Origin of the sequence: Polynucleobacter sp. UB-Tiil-W10 (assembly GCF_018881605.1) — a bacterium.
In the GTDB taxonomy this organism is placed as follows: Bacteria; Pseudomonadota; Gammaproteobacteria; order Burkholderiales; family Burkholderiaceae; genus Polynucleobacter.
On record NZ_JACVPZ010000001.1, the window covers coordinates 421,233 to 438,472 of the forward strand.

The following is a 17,240-nucleotide window of genomic DNA, read 5'->3' on the forward strand; positions in this document are numbered from 1 at the left end:
TGAGAAAGAAAAAACCACCCAAAGGTGGTTTTTCCATGAAAAGAGCCCAACCGAAGGATTTATTCCTTTTTAGCCGCCTCAATAGCAATCATGATCGTAACGTCATCACCTACGTTCGGTGCATATTTACCCATATTGAATTCAGTACGCTTCACTTTGGTTTCCGCATTAGCACCGCAATACTCCACACCCGTCATTGGATGCTTCTTGCAATCAAAGTTTGTAATTTTTAAGGTCACTGGTTTACTTACACCCTTCAAAGTCAAAACGCCTTTTAAAGCCACTGGCTTATCGCCTTTAAAAATCATATCGTTTGACTGAAAGGTAGCAGTAGGAAATTGAGTAGTAGACAAAAAATCTTCGCTTTGAATGTGGCTATTAAATATGGTGGATCCTGTATCAATAGATTTGGTATCGATCGTAATATCAGCGCTTCCTTTTTTAGCTGCAGGATCAAGCGTTACGGTTCCATTAACAGTATTGAAGCGACTAGTCTGATTTGAGAAGCCCAAATGGTTGTACTCAAACTGAGCAAAGGTATGGTTTGCATCAGTCGTGTAGGTGGTTGGGGCTGCAAATACAGCTCCGGTCAATCCAAAGGTTGTAAATAAGGCAATCAGTAACTTTGATTTCATGTGTTTCTCCGTAATAAAAAATAAAACTAAATAAAAATGTTTATGGGTTTAAAACTAAATGCACTTTGACAGGCACTTCATTTGCCACTGCCGAGGTATCTGCCCAATTACCCACGCCCAAACCAAAATCTAACCTTAATAACTGGAAGGTGGCATCAAAAACCATTTGCTTGCCTTGGGGCTGGTACTTGGCAGCTATTAGCACTGGCACTGTTTTACCCTTCATCGTGAGTGCTCCGTGAATTTCAAGACCATCGCTACCAACAACCTTAACTGAGTCACTCACAAAACTCGCATTTGGAAAAGTCTTGGTATTGAACCAATCCTTACCTTTTGCCTCCTCCTGCAACTCATCACCACCGGCATTAAAGCTAGCGATATCAATAGTGAGATTCGCTTTTGCTTTTTCGGGTTGATCAGGATTAAACGATACCTTGCCTGAAAATTTTCCAAAGCCGCCAGAGAGTTTTGAGCCCATCAACTTACTAGTAAAGGTAATCTTGCTTTTACTAGGATCTATAGAAGAGTATTCAACTGCATAAGTTGTGCTTGCAAAAGCAATTGTCATCATTACAGCAAACCATTTAATACTCATCAAATAATTTTTACTCATCACTTCTCCAGTTGAGAATCTTTAGACTTGCAAAAAGACATGCGACTTAAGAGACCATCTTTATCAATCCATTGATGTTTAAATGCTGCTAATACATGAAGCACAACCAAGATCATTAATCCATTTGCCAGAAGTTCATGAATCTCTTTCAAAAGATGTCCGAGCGCCTTGTCTTTATCGACTAAATCGGGCAATTCAAATAAACCAAAGTAATTGACGGTATAGCCTTTAGCTGAACTCATTAACCAACCCACCAGAGGGATTGCTAGCATTAATAAATACAAGGCAAGATGCGTCAATTTCATCACCCATTCTTGCCATGCTGGCATTACCAAATTCAGCGGTGGAGCTGGATGAGTAGCACGCCACATCAACCGAAATAGAACCATGAAAAAGATCGTAGTGCCGAGCCATTTGTGCCAGCTGAGCCAAGAAATTCTGGCCGGACTTAAGGGCATATCATCTATGGCGATAGCAATGGACCAAGTCATGATGATCAGCAGCGCCATCACCCAATGCAACAGGATAGCAATGTTGGAGTAACGTGCTTGATTCATTATCCGCGCAACTGCTCTGTAATTTTTGTAATGCGCTCACCATACAGACGGGCAGTTTCTAGATCACCTGCATTCACTTCATCCACACTTGCATCTGAAGGGGTTTGCATCATTGCTCCGGCAAATGAACCCACATAGTTCACATCATCTCGTTTCGCAGACTTTGCATTTGAAGGCATCAATCCAGTTCCTACCCACACACCGGAATGCTGCATAGCCAAGGTGAAGAAATAATGTAAGGTTGAGTGCTTATCGCCATTCATGGTTGCAGAATTCGTAAAACCACCGAATACTTTATCCTTCCACTGCTGAGAAAACCATTGCTTAGAGCTGGCGTCTGCAAACTTCTTAAACTGCCAACTCACTGTCCCCATATAGGTTGGCGAACCAAATACGATGGCATCAGCCTCATTTAATGTCGCCCACTGTGCATCGGTAATATTACCTTCGGCATCAATTGCTACCAATTCACCATTGGCGCCCTTGGCCACTGCTTCGGCCTGCTTTACGGTGTGGCCATAACCACTATGAAATACCACGGCTACTTTAGTCATTATTTTTTCTCCTGCTAATTACGTTCATTAAAAGATATCTTTCAGCAGCTTCAGTGATTCTTCAAGCTGCTTTAATTGCTCAGGCGTTAACTTTTTAAAAGCTTGATTCAAATACTCCAAATGGACTGGAAATACTTTTTCAAATAAGGCCTGACCTTCTTGAGTTAATCCAATCAATTGACTACGGGCATCCTTAGCATTTAACTGTCGTTGAATTAAGCCCTTTACCTCTAATCGCTCTAATACTCCAGTGAGCGTTCCCTTAGTTACCAGGGTTTTCTCCCCCAACTGCTTACAACTCATTGGCGGCTGATTACCCAAGGTAGCAATTACATCAAATTGAGTCAACGTTAGCCCCAGCCCCTTGATGTGAGGAGCTGAATAGCGCTCAAATGCTTGGTAGCTTGATACCAAGTTTCTCAGGGAGGGTAAAAAGTTCATTGTTGACCTATAAAGTACTATCTAGGACTATATTAGTACTAATGCAAACTAATTGCAAGATAAAGCTAATCCTCTTCAATGAATGAGATTAACCCTTCTTATAAAGCTTGAAAAGCGGTAAGCGCACAGAGGGAAAGGATTTTTCCCTCTATTTAAGGCATTACTCCGGCTTGATGCCGGCGCTTTTAATGATCTTGCCCCAGCGAACAGATTCCTTCTTTTGAAACACCCCAAATGCCTCCGGACTCATGGCGTAATACTTTGCTCCTTCTGACTCAAGCTTTTTCTGCACCACCGGTTGTTGCATGATTTTGCTCACTTCATCATGTAACTTTTTCACAATTGCGGGCGGTGTACCAACTGGCGCAAAAAGACCAATCCAATTCTTCACATCAAATCCTGGCAAAGTTTCACTAATGCTGGGTAAATCCGGCATAGATGGATCTCTGCTTGCGCCAGTGACAGCAAGACCTCGTAACTTATCGCTTTTTACATAAGGAAGAATAGTTGGCATGGTTGCAAACATCACCTGAGTTTGGCCACCAATTAAATCAGTAATAGCAAGGGCGTTTCCTTTATAGGGAATGTGCGTCATATCGACCTTCGCAGTCATTACAAAAAGCTCTCCCGCCAAATGACTGGCAGTACCGATACCCCCAGAACCATAGGACACCTTTCCGGGATTTGCTTTGAGGTAGGCAATTAATTCCGCCACATTTTTAACTGGCAAATTCGGGTTGACTGCTAATAAACCTTCGGCATCAAGTACAAAAACTACGGGCACAAAATCTTTTAGTGGGTCATAAGGCATGCTTTTAACCAAATATGGATTAACAGCATGTGTACCAATACTGCCCATGATTAAGGTGTAGCCGTCTGCTGGTGACTTGGCTACAAAGTCTGCGCCAATATTTCCACCGCCACCAGTCTTGTTTTCAACAATCACTGGCTGCCCAAATGCCTCGCTTAATCCCTGCGCAATAATTCTGGAGAATCCATCTGCAATGCCACCTGTTGCAAATGGAGAGATGATTTTAATTTGGTGATTGGGGTAGCTACCAGTTTGAGCGTTTGCAATATGGCAAGTTAAAAAGGCAAAGCTTAGGCCCAAGGCAAATACAATTTTTTTCATATTATTTTTAATTCACTTTTTGATGAATAGATGCAGCAGATAGGCCTTGCACTTCATACTGCCGAATCAAATCAGTCACCAAACCACTGCGAATGAAGTCTTCTACGCATGCGCTTAAAAATTCAACTGCTTCTATATTAGCTTTCTTAGTGGCAATCGCTTGCTGAATACCAGTGAACTGACCATCTAAGATACGCAAGCCAGGAACCTTTTCAGCAAAAGTCACTAGGCCAGTTTTAAGGCCAGCCAATGCATCAAGATGCTCGCTGATAAAAAGCATATTGCTCGCATCTAGGCTATCAGCATGAACCAAGGTGGCATGTTTTAAATTACGCTGCAACCATAGATCGTATGCGCTCTTGAAAAAAGAGGCGATGCGCACTCCAGGCTGATCCACCTGAGAAATATCTTGGATTGGTGAATTCGCAGGCACTAAGTAAGTTGCCTCTAACTCTACATAAGCGGGAGTAAATGTTACTTTTTGAGCGCGTGCTGGGTCAGAGCCCACCAAAACAATGCCGCACTTGCCAGAAGCTGCAGCTTCTACTACCTCGATTTGGGTTTCATAGCCCGTTAATTCCAAGCTTACATTCAAGCGCTTTGCTATTGCACGACAAATATCTGGCGCTATACCAGTAGGCTCACCCAAAACCGTGCGACCCGTAACCAATAAGAAATTACCAAGATATACGGCGGCTGAGAGGACGCCGTGAGGGGCAAGCTGCGCCCTCACTTCGGCAGAAATTGAATTCAAAAAAATCCTTAAACTTGATGAATTAGAAACCAATTAGAACTGAACAGTTTCGCCTTCTGTCATCGGAATGATTTTGATATTGCTGCCCTGCATGGCTGCCTGAAACTCCGCTAAGGTGCCTTTAGTCATCGGATTAGAGTTGTAGTGCATTGGGATAACCATCTTTGGTTTAATCCAAGTACGCAAGGCAAATGCAGCGTCATCCGGCGCCATGGTGAAATTACCACCAATTGGAATCATGACTAAATCAGGCTTGTAGTGTTCACTAATAAATTTCATATCACTAAATAAGCCGGTATCACCCATATGCCAAATCTTGAATCCATTTTCCAACTCAATGATGTAACCCATAGGCTCGCCAGCAGGATGAGACTCCATCTTGTCTGTTGCGGGATTTTTCCAAACCAACAATGAGGAGTGCTCAGCCTGCACTGCAGTCACCTTAACCCCAGGCAATGGAGTCACACGGCCAGTTTTATTAAAACGATGACCTAAGTCTGCTGGAAGTATTCCTAGGGTGGTTAAAGGTGTAACCATATCCGCAGGGCCATACAGCTTGATATTGTTCATCTTAGCCACAGCGGGAGCATCGCCAATATGATCGACGTGTGCATGCGTTACAAGTAGTAGATCAATCGGACCAATCGCCGCTAAATCATTCTTGTACATTGGCGGCGTCTTAGGCCCACCAGTAATCCAGGGATCAATCAAAATCATTTTTCCCTGGGGTGTTTTAATACGAAAACCTGCTTGTCCAAGCCATAGTGCTTCGGTCTTGCCTTGAGCACCTGCAGGGGCAGCATTCTGCGCGCCGCTGATTGACGATGCGCAAGCCAAAACTGCTGCGAGCAATAAGCCTAAACTACCTTTAGATAAAAAGTTCTTCATTGACGCGTCTCCTAATTTTTCTAGCAATCAGGAAACTATAGTCGAAATTGAATCTTCAGGCTTATGACGCAATGCGTCATTTAGCGAGACGTTATTTCCAGAATAGAGAGATCTTTTGCGGGGAGTTGGCTTTGATAGAAAGCACTCTCCTTTGGACTACCCCTTGGTATGTTGCCTCAATCGAGTATTCGCCTTGCAGTAGATTAATCAGCATATAAGGGCCGTCTGCTTGAGCATCAAAAATCGTCTGCTTTGCATTGTTTAGAATTTTGATAGAGGCCCCAAAAATCCAAACCCCTCTACCATTTTCAATTTGAGACATTTCCAGCAACAGGGGCCACTGCTTTGCATCAGCAAGAACTGCAACGGTCTCCCCCTCGCCCACGCCACCAGTGATATAAGAAATCCCCTGTGAGTATTGTGTCTCTGGAATTTGCGCCAAAGCCCAAGAACTCATCAAAACCAGATGGGCAGAAATAATCAATTTAAGAAGTGTTTTCATTCTTCCATAGTACGACTGATTCAACAATAAAAAAAGCCCCGTTGTTATAGCAACGGGGCTTGTGTACGCTAGAACACTTAAGCTTAAGGTGTCATCACAATAGCACCCGAAACTGTTCGGCCTTCAGCGGCACGATGAGCATCAGCAGCTTGCTCTAAAGAAAACTTAGCGCCGATTTGCACTTTGACCTGCCCTTTAGCAATTGCATCAAATACTGCTTTGGCATTTTCTTTTAATAAGGCTGAAGTTGCGTTATGCGGAAATACAGAAGGTCTTGTTAAAAATAGACAGCCCTTCTTATTTAGGATTTCTGGCTGAATTTCTGGAGCTGGGCCAGATGCAGCACCAAACAAAGCAACCGTGCCAAAAGGTGCGGCGCAATCCAAAGAACCCAAGAATGTAGTTTTAGCTACAGAGTCATAAACCACATTGGCTTTCTTGCCACCAGTTGCTTTAAGAACTTCTTCAACCCAATTCGGTTGAGAGTAATCGACCACCGCATCACAACCCGCTTCTTTAGCTGCAGCAAATTTTGCGGGCGATCCAACGGTCCCAACAACAAATGCACCCAATGCTTTTGCCCAACCAGCCAGAATTTGACCTACACCACCCGCAGCTGCATGAACCAGCACGATATCGCCAGCTTTTACTTTGTAAGTCTTTTGCACCAGATATTGCGCAGTCATCGCCTTAAAGAAGACGGCAGCAGCTACCTCATCAGAAATATTGCTAGGTATCTGCACTAATTTATCAGCCGGCACATTGCGCGCGCTTGCATAAGCCCCAATACCAGCGTTCATATAAACAACGTGATCGCCAACTTTAAAATCTGTAACACCCTCGCCCACAAGCTCAACAATACCCGCGGCTTCATGGCCCAGTCCAGTAGGCATTTCTAATGGGTAAACGCCAGAGCGCTGGTATACGTCAATGAAATTAAATCCAATAGCAGTTTGACGAATCTGTACTTCACCTTTTGCTGGTGATGGCAACTCTTTATCAATTACCTTAATTACGTCCGCACTACCAAGTTCAGTAAGACTAACCACTCGAGCTTTTGTCACATGTCACCTATATATTTTTTAGAGAAAATCATAATACAGTAAGGGCGCCAGAAGAGTCGTCTTCAATCACCGCCCAAGTACTATCGCCTAATTTCTTTACAGCCATTGAATATGTCCAACCGTCAGGGATGCCGCAACTCCAACCACTGGGTCCATTCTGAATTAAGACATTCACACTATTTCTAGTGTCGTAGTACAAGTGGTAAATTTTTCCATGAATGGGATTAAAACCAAACTTAGCGCTGTGTACCATTTCAGTAGCATCTAGCCTTGCTTGCAAAGCTTTCGCCTGCTTCATTAACACTTCGGCTTGCTCCATAATGCGGTCATACTCAAGCTTCGCATTCTGACGCGCTACATTGACGGCCTTGTCTTTTTCTTCTGTGACTTTGATCGGCGCAAATACAGGAGCACCCACTTCCATTGGATATTCAATCCCTGCGTGACGCGCTGGATCGGTATCTTCGATTCTCATGAAATGCCCTGTATCTTTTAATGTATTTAATTGAATCTCAATTACTTAATCAAGCCACAAGCAATACGTGGCCCAGAATTTCCAGCAGGTTGAGATTTGTAATCATCCGGATCGCGATGCACTACCACTGAGCGACCGACAATACCAGTTGGCCCAGTGTTTACTGCAAACCCATGAAGCTTAGCGGTGTAAGTGGCATTCCCACTTGCATCCGATTTAATATTAGGCAAATCCCCTGCGTGATTCATGCCGCTGTTAGGCATACCATGGGCTTGAGTCTCAGGATTAAAGTGACCGCCTGCACTAGTTGCGTCAGGGGCTGAGCAATCACCCTTTTCGTGAACATGAAATCCTTGCTCTGCATTCGGCTTTAGTCCAAAGAACTTACCATTGATCAGAACATCATTTCCTTGCCAAGTAAATGTCACATCACCCTTAGCCTGCGATCCTGATCTTGAGTCTAGAATTGCACTGGCTTTTTGCCCTGTGCCTTGCTCCATCGATTGACAAGCCACTAATGACAAGATGCCCATAGCGGATAGAACAATCGAAGCTTGCTTAAATTTGTTATTCATCTTGATCTCCTTGGTTTAGACGCTCAATGGCGACTTCCAAGAAAGTGTGACACAAAACTACAGCTTTTGCTTAGCGCTTATAGAAGCTCAAAGTAACCTCACCCAACTCAATCCCAAACTTGCTCATCTTGGCCTTATTAAGCATTACCTTGGGGGTGATTAGGTACATCCAATCGTTAAATTGCACGTTATAAATAGTGCCGTCTACTGGCAAGGCAAGGGTATAAGTCCAATTTAAGGCATTTCCAGCCAATTGGCCCTGGGCGTCACCCACCACGTCATCTGCCCTGCCAATAAAATTGCCTGGAGACTGCTCAGTTAAGGTCCAGATGCGTTTTTGCTTTGTACCATCAGAATACTCAAAGCTTTCATCCAGAGTACCCACCTTCTTACCATCAACTATTGTCCAATTTGCTTTGATTAATACGGTAAAACGCTTCTTCACTTCACCACTGCGGTCGGTAAAGATGCCATAAGCATCGATCGTTCCTGAAAAATATTCACTTAAATCTAGAGCGGGCTTCTCTGAGGCATATTGAGATATTTGTGGCGTTGAACATGACACCACAAATAGTCCGCAAAACACTAATAATACGAATCGATTAAAAAATGATTTCATGGATTAGCAAGCCTCATTAAAAAGTGGTGGCGGACAAGATTGTCCTAGCAGTTCTGTTCGAAGCTTTGGGGCGCTGGTTTTTGGATCAAGCCAAATACCAAAAAACGCTTTTGAGAATTCTGATCCCGGTATTTGCGCTATCTGTTTGCCATCGTGGTAGAAAATCGTACCTTGTTTAGGCGAGTAGATAGCAGTCAAAGTTTGTCCCGACTCTACATTAGGCAAGAAAGCAGTCAACTCTCTCCCCCAAAGCGCAGCTTGGGCCTCTGGAACGCCGATTCGCTTCATCTCTTCAACACTACGATTAGCAATGGAGATTCCAGAAAATGATTTTTGATAGCGCATGTCCAGTGCAAATTCAGGAGAAGCTAATGAACCGACTCGATAAAAGGAGGCATCATAAATGTTCAGACCCCACCAAGTGAGCCTCCCACTACCCTGAAGTTTTGCAGAGCTTAAATGCTGAGGCAATTCCAGCGGATCACGAGCAAAACCGACTGGTGACAAAATACCCAATAGGGCAATCATCAGAAAAAGTCGAAAACTCTTCATTGCGAACTTGAGGCTGAATTTGATTTCACTAAACGCAAGGCTGCGGGCCCTAAAAGACTGGAAATGGCATGTCTATTCTTGGCAAAAAAGAGATATGCTAATTTGAAGAATGGCTGCAATGGCTTTCTTGAAAAGAGCCATGCGAGGCGAGGTAAATCCGCCCGACGATAGGCTTCAGGAAAAACTGAAACACCTTGAATTAATGTGCCATCTGCAAACTGCCCATACATAGCGGCCAACGCTGCCTCGCATGAAACACCCACTTTTTGAGGGTCAAAAAGTTCCGAATTAATATCCACAAAGCCTAAAAGATTGGCTTGATTTCGCCCCGACAAAAAAAGAATCTCTGCCTGGCACAAAGGGCATGCGCCATCGTAAAACAAAGTAAGCTTTTCTAACTGGGTCATTGTTCAGCAAGTTTACGGCTTATTCAATAAACTGGCTGACACATCAATTTTAAGGTTGTCATGCAAAAAGAGATTGCGTTAAATGTATTTGGGGAGCCGCTAATACCTTGCTCTTTTGATCCTCTGACAGGGTTTTTCAGAGATGGGTGCTGTAAAACCAATGAAGAGGATGTAGGCAGCCATCTAGTGTGCGCCATTGTCACGAATGCGTTTTTGCAATTTAGCCTTCAAAAGGGTAACGACCTGATTACCCCGAGACCAGAGTATCAGTTTCCGGGATTGGTTGCGGGTGACCAATGGTGTTTATGCATTAATCGCTGGGTTGAAGCCGTCAATGCACATTGCGCGCCATTTATCAAACTTGAGAGTACTCATATCAAGGCACTAGAGACGGTCCCCTTAAATATCCTGAAGGAATACGCGAGAGAGGTGTGAGAGAAGCGTGAAGGCCTTTTATACAGACCATTTTGTATTACCCCTTCCAGCGGGTCACCGTTTCCCCATGGAGAAATATTCTCGCTTACGTGATTTAGTGAGCACACAAGAAAACATTGAGCTTATAGAAGCACCGCCAGCAACTGACACCCAAATTCTGTACGCTCACGATCCAAGCTACCTGATTAAAGTCATAGAAGGCAAACTTTCTCCCCAAGAGCAAAGAGAAATTGGATTTCCTTGGAGCAAGCAAATGGTGGAGCGCTCTCGTCGTTCGGCAGGCGCAACGGTGGCAGCGATGAAGACTGCCTTACGAGAAGGCATTGCCGCAAATCTAGCTGGAGGTACCCATCACGCTTATCGAGATACTGGCAGCGGGTTTTGCGTCTTTAATGATTCGGCTATTGCTGCGCGCACTCTCCAAAAAGAAGTAAACCCATCCCTCAAAATTGCCGTAATTGATTTAGATGTTCATCAAGGCAATGGCACGGCATCGATTCTGAAAAATGATGATTCTATTTTCACCCTCTCGATTCATGGAGAAAATAATTTCCCATTTAAGAAAGAGCAAAGTGATCTTGATATAGGTCTCATTGATGGCTGCAATGATGAAACTTATTTGCACTCCTTAGGGGAAAGCCTTGACCAACTCGACGCGCGGTTCAAGGCAAACTGCCTCATCTTCTTAGCTGGCGCCGACCCCCATGAGGGCGATAGGCTGGGAAGACTGCAAGTTAGCAAGGAAGGCATGCGCTTACGGGATGAAATGGTATTTCAATACGCCCTGAACCGACAGCTACCCATAGCATTTTCAATGGCGGGCGGCTATGGCAAGGAAATTGAATCTACTGTAGATATTCATTTGCAGACCATCACAACCGCCCTGCAATTTCAAAAACAGTATTAATACTTGTAAATCTTTAACTTTTCTTTTTTGAGGTGCTCTTCGGGCTGGCGAGGTTGCTGACATTCTCTACGCTCTTCTCAAAATTGGTAAACGAGTCTGCCATTGCAGCACGAATCAATTCAAAATTCTGTAGAGCATTATTAAATGAAGTTTTAAATACAGATACATAAGCTTCACTACCTAGTGGCGCGTTATCGGTAGCATCATTCACAAAGTGAATTAAATCCGCCTTAGATTCCTGAATCATGGTCTCGGCTATATCTGCCAACTCTTGATTGCCACTCTTCAGAACCTGAAGTAATTGGTTGTGATATTGAGAGATCTCTTTTGCGGCATCCTGCAAGACCTCAGCATGCACATACTCAAAAGCAGAGCGAGGATCTTGGGTTTTCATCAACTCAGATACTCGCTTCTGGATCATGGTAGCCAATTCTTGCGTAGCCTGCTGATTAATTTGCGCAATTGCCTGAGCGCTTTCGATCGCCACACGTCCAGCAGCCTTGGTCGCATCAATCGCTCTTTGTTGTCCTGGCATCGCATTCATATCCAACGGTTTCTTACTCATATCAGCCTTTCAGATGGGTGAAGTTATTCACCAATCTACTCTCGTTAAGAAGGGTTGCCATAGAGAAATACCAGTAGATGCGTCAGCCCTCTAAAAGAAAAACCCCAGCTATTGCTAGCAGGGGCTTATAAGCACCATGAATCAACGTGGTTTTGATCCATCTTCTTGCCTTACTTCACTTGGTTTATTTGGTATCTGGCTTCTTCTTTGGCAGGCTATCTAGGATTGCAGCACTGTTCAGTTGCTGATCGACCAAGTAGAGGGTGCCACCATAATTGGCTTGTAAGTCATATCCCGATAGTCCAACGGTATAAAAAGTGATTTCAGGATTAAACGAACGAATGGTTCCGCCAGACCCAGCTGAGAAATTAGCATCAACGTCGATACCGCCACGCCTACCATCAATTGAAGTCAATAAAAACTGATCGATTGCGCCAGGAGTCTTAAAGATCGCAACTTGGTATTGATCTTGGTAACCAGCCCCTAGACCCTCGCCCGTTTTAAGTGCCTGCATAAAAATAGGATCTTTACGTCGCTTATCAAACAACACACCTTCACCACGAGCCACCACAATCAAAACAATATTGACATTGGTGGTTGTAAAGACTGCATAGCCAGCAGCTTGATCAATCTCCTTTTGAACGGCGGGATTCTGCTTGATCAGAGCATCAAGACCAGTCTTAGACATCTTTAAGGTGGCGTCACGCTTTTGAGTAATCTCTGTCGGGGTAAGCGGTTTACCGTCTTGCCCCGTAGATTGGCAGCCAGCTAAAAATGCGGTAACCAGCAAAGCTAAGGCAACATGTCTTGAAAAAGTTTTATGGGCAATAGTCATCATTAAATTTATTTATACAGTTTGAATAGCAATGGGAACTAATAGAGTCGATACATCAGCCTCAGCAGGCTTAGTCAAGACATAAGAAATAACACAGGCAGCCAAAATAATGAGTGCTCCAGCTACTAAGCTCCAACTTCTGATATTTGACCGCACTTTAAGACCCTCTTATTTTTTAACGTTATCCGCATTGTCCACCACAAACCTATCTAGGTGAACGATGATTCGGCGAGTAACGCCCTCTATTTTAAGTGCATACTAGAGCCAATATGAAAGTATCTCCCTGGACACAATACTGGCATCAAATAGGCGCTATTCACAGACTAGCCATTGTGTTGATTACTGGGTTTGGATCCTATTTTTTGATTCCGACAGCCATAAGCCCAATTGTCCGCTTGGCCCTATCTTGGCTACTGGCAGGCGGTCTTTACCTTACTCTGACTTACATCATGATGTATTTCTCTACCAAAGAAAACATTCTTGGTCTGTCAAAGAAGGAGGATGATGGCGCGGCGATGATCCTCATGATTATTGTGCTCGCAGCGATAGCTAGCTTAGTAACAATCGTCATTATTCTTTCGGGTATTAAAGCGCTCCCTACTAATCTTGCCATTCGCCATGTTGGATTGGTTTTAGCAACCTACATTATTTCTTGGTTATATGTGCACACTGCATTTGCCCTGCACTACGCACACGTCTACTATCAAGAACTTGAAAAAACCAAAGAAGCACCGCTGCTCTTTGCCTTGAAGTTAAAGCCTACGTATGTAGATTTTCTGTACTTTTCCATGGTGATTGGCATGACTTGCCAAACCGCTGATGTGAATATTGCCAGCTCCAGAATCCGGTTCTTGGTCATGCTTCAAGGAATGACTGCTTTCATCTTTAACGCCACCTTACTTACTTTGGCTATTAATTTGATTTCAGGGGTAATTGCACTTTCCTAAAAGAAAAGCCAACCCGAAGGTTGGCTTTTTAATGCCGCCTTACTTAAGAACATTACTCCAAAGGTCTAGGCTTCTTCGTTTCTGATACCGGAATAACCTTGCCACCCAACACCGTTGCGAATACCCCAACATCTTTAATCTTATTTGCAGACACCGTTTGTGGATCAGCATCTAACACTGCAAAGTCTGCAAACTTACCGGCTTCAATGCTACCCACCTTATCTTCAACGCCCAATGTATAGGCTGCATTAATAGTAATCATCTTCATCGCATCAGAAGCGGTTACTGCCTCAGCTGGAGCCCATACCTTGCCATCCTTATAAACGTCTTTACGAGTCACTGCGGTCCACGCTTCTTTTAGCGGCACTGGTGCGGATACAGGAGCATCTGAATGAATTGAAGTAACAATGCCGCTACGAACCAAAGTTCCGAGACGAGTTGCATAGGACACGCGATCCATGCCTAGTGCCGGGTACTCTAATTTAGCGCGCTCTGATATATAAGAAATATTGGCGCTGACTACTGCACCGAGAGCCTTAATTTTCATGACCATTGCAGTTGATGGAATGCCAAAGTGATTAATTGTGTAACGATGATCAAAACGCGGCTTAGCATCCAGCATTAGCTGCAAAGCATTGATGGAATTTTGATTTCCGATATCGCCATTGCTGTGAATGTGGATATGGTATCCCGCATCCCACCACGGCTTCATAGCAGCCGCAAAGTCTTGCGCTGACTGATAGTTTGATGAACCTAGACTTCCGTCGGTATAACCTGGGTGTTCCATGCGCATCGTTTCTGGCAAGTAACCACCATCGCTATAGAACTTCACGCCCTGGAAAATCAAACGGTCATTATCTTGCTGCTTCAAAGCTTGAGCTTCAGCAATCGCTTTATCGCCATACTTCTGAATAAATGGGTCTGAGTAAACAACTGGGACGATCCGCAAAGAACCTGATGCTGATTGACTAAATGCCTTTGCAATTTTTAACTCTGTCTCAATATTCAAGGTGCCAAATGCTAAATCACCGGAAGTAGTAATCCCGCCCTGCTGCATCAGATCACTCATGTATAAATAATCAGTGGGAATCTCAGTTGGCTGGAGTACATCTTTTCCGGCAACACTTAAAATATACGTCACGGCGGGTATTTCTAAAAATTGACCGTTTAATTGGCCATCCTTATCAAGACCCACACCCTTCACATTCTTCACCTTCTCAGATGTGATGCCGTAGGACTTGATGAAAGCACTGTTGACATACATATCATGACCAGAAGCATCCCAAACAATAATTGGTCTGGTGCTAGAGGCTTGATCTAAAAGCTGACGATCAGGCATCTTTCCCATGGCCACTACATCAAAACCCCATGCCAACAAAGTCTGATTCGGATCCTTGATGTCATCAGAGTATTTTTTGAGCTGCGTCATGGCCGCCTGTAAATTAGCCACCCCTGGAAATGCTGGCCCCCATGGATTAGGCATTGGGGATGGTGTTAACAATGGTTTGTTAAATAAAATGCCGCCCAATAAAGGATGAGCATGTGGCTCTATAAAGCCTGGGTACATGACTTTATTAGCAAAATCTTTATTAATGACCGTTGGGTACTTGCTTGTCCAAGGCTTCATATCCTCTAAAGAGCCTACAGACAAAATACGGCCATCTGCAACAGCGACTGCAGTTGCATTCGGAATGGCTGGATCCATTGTGACAATCTTCTTAGCCACAAAGACCGTAATGTTGGTGACCTTAGGGGTTGATGGTGGATCAAGTAATTGAACTGCCGATGCAAGGCCAGAGAAAAGACCCAATACACCTGCATAAATAATTTTAGATTTTAGATTCACAAAGACTCCTTAGATTCATCTCTTTAAAACATGACTTCAATTGAATAACATCCATCAGAATAAAAACACCCGTCAATGCGGGTGTTTTTAATACATCTTTTGAAGATTGGAGCTACTTTTAGTTAGCGTTAACCTGCTTGCCATCGACCCAAGTACTCTTCACTTTAATATTGCGGATATCTGCCGGGGGAGTCTGACGTGGATTCTTTTCCAAGATCACTAAGTCAGCTTGCTTGCCTACCTCAAGGCTGCCTACAATATTGTCGGCAAATAATTGATAAGCCGCATCAATAGTAATGGCACGGATAGCATCATCCACACTAACCGCCTGATCAGGGCCTAATACTTTTTGCGGCGGCAACTGCCATTGGCGTGTTACTTCTTCGCTAATGTAATTCAAAGGACCCACGTTTGAAACAGGTGAATCGCTATGCAATGTAAATTTTCCGCCTGCACGCTTAAAATCTCCGGCTGGATCAATTCGTTTAGCGCGATCTGGCCCAATAATATGGTTATTAAATGCAGCGCCCCAGTAATCAACATGACCAATAGTGAAGCTTGGAACTACTCCAAGTTTTACTGCCTGCTTCACTTGAGACTCATTATTGACAGTGAAATGCTCCATACGTAAACGACGATCTTGTGGTTTAGCATTACCTGCCAATAACTTTGTGTAACTAGCTAAAGTTTGATCAATTGCTTTATCGCCATTAGCGTGGGTAGAAAGTTGCCAACCCTGATCAAAAAATGATTTCATAGAAGCATAAATTTCTACATCTTTAAAATTGAGGGCCCCACTCCATGTAGAGTTTTTTGGATAGGTGTAAGGTGCATTTAGAGCGGCCGTTAAACCCTGGGTAGAGCCGTCAGAAATATATTTAATACCAATAAAGCGCAATTGATCATCGCCTTCGTTCGGCTTAATAGTAGTTTTTCCAGTTGGCATGGACTCACTAAACAAATATCCGCGTACTCGAATGGGTGATGCATTTTTTGCAAAAATTGACCTATAGATCGCAACTTCTTTATCCACGCCGAAATTGCCACCAACACTCATCTCGGACGCAGTTGTGACACCAGTGGAAGACATTTTCTTCATCGTGCCCTGAATAGCGCCCATTAATTGGGCTTCAGTTGGGGCTGGCATTTTCGCCATAAATGGCAAATAAGAAGGTGGCTCCACTAACTTTCCAGTGAGCTTACCTTTTGCATCTTTTACAAAAACACCGCCGCCTGCTGGATTAGGCGTTTGATCCGTAACGCCAGCAAGCTCTATAGCCTTGTGATTGACATACCCAATGTGACCAGATTGATTGACGATAAAGATTGGAACCTCTTTAGATACCTTATCTAAATCATCAGCAGTGAGCTCAGCCATAAAAGGAGTGGTACGAGATGGATCGACACCAAAACCAAAAAGCCAACCGCCAGCAGGAACATCTTTAAGGGCAGCCTTCATTTTCTGGGCCAATGTTTCTTTGGTGTCATAAGGCAAAGTGAAGTTGCTCAAGTTCAAGCCCAAACCCTCGAAAACTGAAGTAACCATAATATGCACGTGAGGCTCAACAAAACCTGGCATCAAAGTTTGACCTTTGAGATCAACTACCTTTGTACTATCTGCTTGCCACTCTTTAATGACAGCGTCTTTAGTGCCCACAGCAACAATCTTGCCGTTTTGTACTGCAAGCGCCTGAACTTCTTCATTTTTGGCGTTAACCGTAACAATCGGACCGCCAAAAAAAATTGTATCGGCATTACCCTTGGCAAAAGTGACTGCGCATTGCGCCATCAGTAATGCTGAAAGGAGTTTTGGAGAAATTTTCATATTAGGGTCCTATTATTTAAAATGTTGAGGTTGCTTGACCGCTACCAATGGTATTACTGATGCCAAGGTATTTATTTGAAAAAAAGAAGCTCGACAAGCGAGCCCCTTTCAA

General features: G+C 43.8%; 23 protein-coding genes. 3 read left to right on the plus strand and 20 right to left on the minus strand.

Annotated features, from left to right (window positions below; translation table 11 throughout):
- Positions 1-59: 59 nt before the first annotated feature.
- The 15 genes from ICN33_RS02075 to ICN33_RS02145 all read right to left on the minus strand — a co-directional run bounded on the left by ICN33_RS02075 (position 60) and on the right by ICN33_RS02145 (position 9,768).
- Positions 60-635, minus strand: coding sequence for a YceI family protein (locus ICN33_RS02075; RefSeq protein ID WP_216194099.1), 576 nt, complete (start codon positions 633-635; stop codon positions 60-62).
- A gap of 40 nt (positions 636-675) precedes the next feature.
- Positions 676-1,248 carry a YceI family protein gene (locus ICN33_RS02080; protein WP_216194101.1) on the minus strand — a complete coding sequence of 191 codons (573 nt, stop codon included), beginning with the start codon at positions 1,246-1,248 and terminating at the stop codon, positions 676-678.
- A complete protein-coding gene (locus ICN33_RS02085; protein ID WP_216194103.1) occupies positions 1,248-1,805 on the minus strand; it encodes a cytochrome b in 558 nt (185 codons plus the stop codon). The genes ICN33_RS02080 and ICN33_RS02085 overlap by 1 nt, the downstream gene beginning before the upstream one ends.
- On the minus strand, positions 1,805-2,359 hold the full coding sequence (locus ICN33_RS02090) for a flavodoxin family protein (protein WP_216194105.1): 555 nt from the start codon (positions 2,357-2,359) through the stop codon (positions 1,805-1,807). The genes ICN33_RS02085 and ICN33_RS02090 overlap by 1 nt, the downstream gene beginning before the upstream one ends.
- A gap of 27 nt (positions 2,360-2,386) precedes the next feature.
- Positions 2,387-2,800, minus strand: a complete 414-nt coding sequence (locus ICN33_RS02095) for a MarR family winged helix-turn-helix transcriptional regulator (protein WP_216194107.1) — start codon at positions 2,798-2,800, stop codon at positions 2,387-2,389.
- A gap of 160 nt (positions 2,801-2,960) precedes the next feature.
- Complete coding sequence (locus tag ICN33_RS02100; protein WP_216194109.1) at positions 2,961-3,932, minus strand: tripartite tricarboxylate transporter substrate binding protein; 972 nt, start codon at positions 3,930-3,932, stop codon at positions 2,961-2,963.
- 7 nt (positions 3,933-3,939) lie between these two features.
- Entirely contained in the window at positions 3,940-4,686 is a 747-nt protein-coding gene (locus tag ICN33_RS02105; RefSeq protein ID WP_216194111.1) for a transporter substrate-binding domain-containing protein, read from the minus strand.
- Positions 4,687-4,719: 33 nt separating this feature from the next.
- The gene (locus tag ICN33_RS02110) at positions 4,720-5,574 is read right to left on the minus strand and encodes a metal-dependent hydrolase (RefSeq protein WP_216194114.1); all 855 of its coding nucleotides are present in this window, start codon (positions 5,572-5,574) and stop codon (positions 4,720-4,722) included.
- A gap of 91 nt (positions 5,575-5,665) precedes the next feature.
- Positions 5,666-6,076, minus strand: a complete 411-nt coding sequence (locus ICN33_RS02115; protein ID WP_216194115.1) for a carboxypeptidase-like regulatory domain-containing protein — start codon at positions 6,074-6,076, stop codon at positions 5,666-5,668.
- 83 nt (positions 6,077-6,159) lie between these two features.
- Positions 6,160-7,140: a zinc-binding dehydrogenase gene (locus ICN33_RS02120; protein ID WP_216194117.1), complete on the minus strand. Its 981-nt coding sequence runs from the start codon at positions 7,138-7,140 to the stop codon at positions 6,160-6,162.
- A gap of 28 nt (positions 7,141-7,168) precedes the next feature.
- On the minus strand, positions 7,169-7,615 hold the full coding sequence (locus ICN33_RS02125) for a DUF2452 domain-containing protein (RefSeq protein ID WP_216194119.1): 447 nt from the start codon (positions 7,613-7,615) through the stop codon (positions 7,169-7,171).
- A gap of 41 nt (positions 7,616-7,656) precedes the next feature.
- Positions 7,657-8,190, minus strand: coding sequence for a superoxide dismutase family protein (locus ICN33_RS02130; protein ID WP_255530562.1), 534 nt, complete (start codon positions 8,188-8,190; stop codon positions 7,657-7,659).
- Between the two features lie 70 nt (positions 8,191-8,260).
- Positions 8,261-8,809 carry a DUF3833 domain-containing protein gene (locus ICN33_RS02135; RefSeq protein ID WP_216194121.1) on the minus strand — a complete coding sequence of 183 codons (549 nt, stop codon included), beginning with the start codon at positions 8,807-8,809 and terminating at the stop codon, positions 8,261-8,263.
- A 3-nt stretch (positions 8,810-8,812) separates the two neighbouring features.
- Positions 8,813-9,361 carry a chalcone isomerase family protein gene (locus ICN33_RS02140; protein WP_216194123.1) on the minus strand — a complete coding sequence of 183 codons (549 nt, stop codon included), beginning with the start codon at positions 9,359-9,361 and terminating at the stop codon, positions 8,813-8,815.
- Positions 9,358-9,768, minus strand: coding sequence for a thiol-disulfide oxidoreductase DCC family protein (locus tag ICN33_RS02145; RefSeq protein ID WP_216194132.1), 411 nt, complete (start codon positions 9,766-9,768; stop codon positions 9,358-9,360). The genes ICN33_RS02140 and ICN33_RS02145 overlap by 4 nt, the downstream gene beginning before the upstream one ends.
- 60 nt (positions 9,769-9,828) lie before the next feature.
- Between ICN33_RS02145 and ICN33_RS02150 the strand changes: the two genes are divergently transcribed.
- A complete protein-coding gene (locus ICN33_RS02150) occupies positions 9,829-10,203 on the plus strand; it encodes a DUF2237 family protein (protein WP_216194134.1) in 375 nt (124 codons plus the stop codon).
- Between the two features lie 7 nt (positions 10,204-10,210).
- On the plus strand, positions 10,211-11,110 hold the full coding sequence (locus tag ICN33_RS02155; protein ID WP_216194136.1) for a histone deacetylase: 900 nt from the start codon (positions 10,211-10,213) through the stop codon (positions 11,108-11,110).
- Between the two features lie 13 nt (positions 11,111-11,123).
- Here the strand turns inward: ICN33_RS02155 and ICN33_RS02160 are convergent, their stop codons facing one another.
- The 3 genes from ICN33_RS02160 to ICN33_RS02170 form a co-directional block, all read right to left on the minus strand.
- Positions 11,124-11,675: a phasin family protein gene (locus ICN33_RS02160; protein ID WP_216859632.1), complete on the minus strand. Its 552-nt coding sequence runs from the start codon at positions 11,673-11,675 to the stop codon at positions 11,124-11,126.
- A gap of 184 nt (positions 11,676-11,859) precedes the next feature.
- Positions 11,860-12,513 carry a hypothetical protein gene (locus tag ICN33_RS02165; protein ID WP_255530563.1) on the minus strand — a complete coding sequence of 218 codons (654 nt, stop codon included), beginning with the start codon at positions 12,511-12,513 and terminating at the stop codon, positions 11,860-11,862.
- 9 nt (positions 12,514-12,522) lie between these two features.
- Entirely contained in the window at positions 12,523-12,666 is a 144-nt protein-coding gene (locus tag ICN33_RS02170) for a hypothetical protein (RefSeq protein ID WP_216194138.1), read from the minus strand.
- Positions 12,667-12,779: 113 nt separating this feature from the next.
- Between ICN33_RS02170 and ICN33_RS02175 the strand changes: the two genes are divergently transcribed.
- Positions 12,780-13,457 carry a DUF1345 domain-containing protein gene (locus ICN33_RS02175; RefSeq protein WP_216194140.1) on the plus strand — a complete coding sequence of 226 codons (678 nt, stop codon included), beginning with the start codon at positions 12,780-12,782 and terminating at the stop codon, positions 13,455-13,457.
- 52 nt (positions 13,458-13,509) lie between these two features.
- On the opposite strand, the gene ICN33_RS02180 is transcribed toward ICN33_RS02175, so the two are convergent.
- Both ICN33_RS02180 and ICN33_RS02185 read right to left on the minus strand, forming a co-directional pair.
- Positions 13,510-15,303 carry an amidohydrolase gene (locus tag ICN33_RS02180; protein ID WP_216194142.1) on the minus strand — a complete coding sequence of 598 codons (1,794 nt, stop codon included), beginning with the start codon at positions 15,301-15,303 and terminating at the stop codon, positions 13,510-13,512.
- 118 nt (positions 15,304-15,421) lie between these two features.
- The gene (locus tag ICN33_RS02185; RefSeq protein ID WP_216194144.1) at positions 15,422-17,128 is read right to left on the minus strand and encodes an amidohydrolase; all 1,707 of its coding nucleotides are present in this window, start codon (positions 17,126-17,128) and stop codon (positions 15,422-15,424) included.
- Between the last annotated feature and the right edge of the window lie 112 nt (positions 17,129-17,240).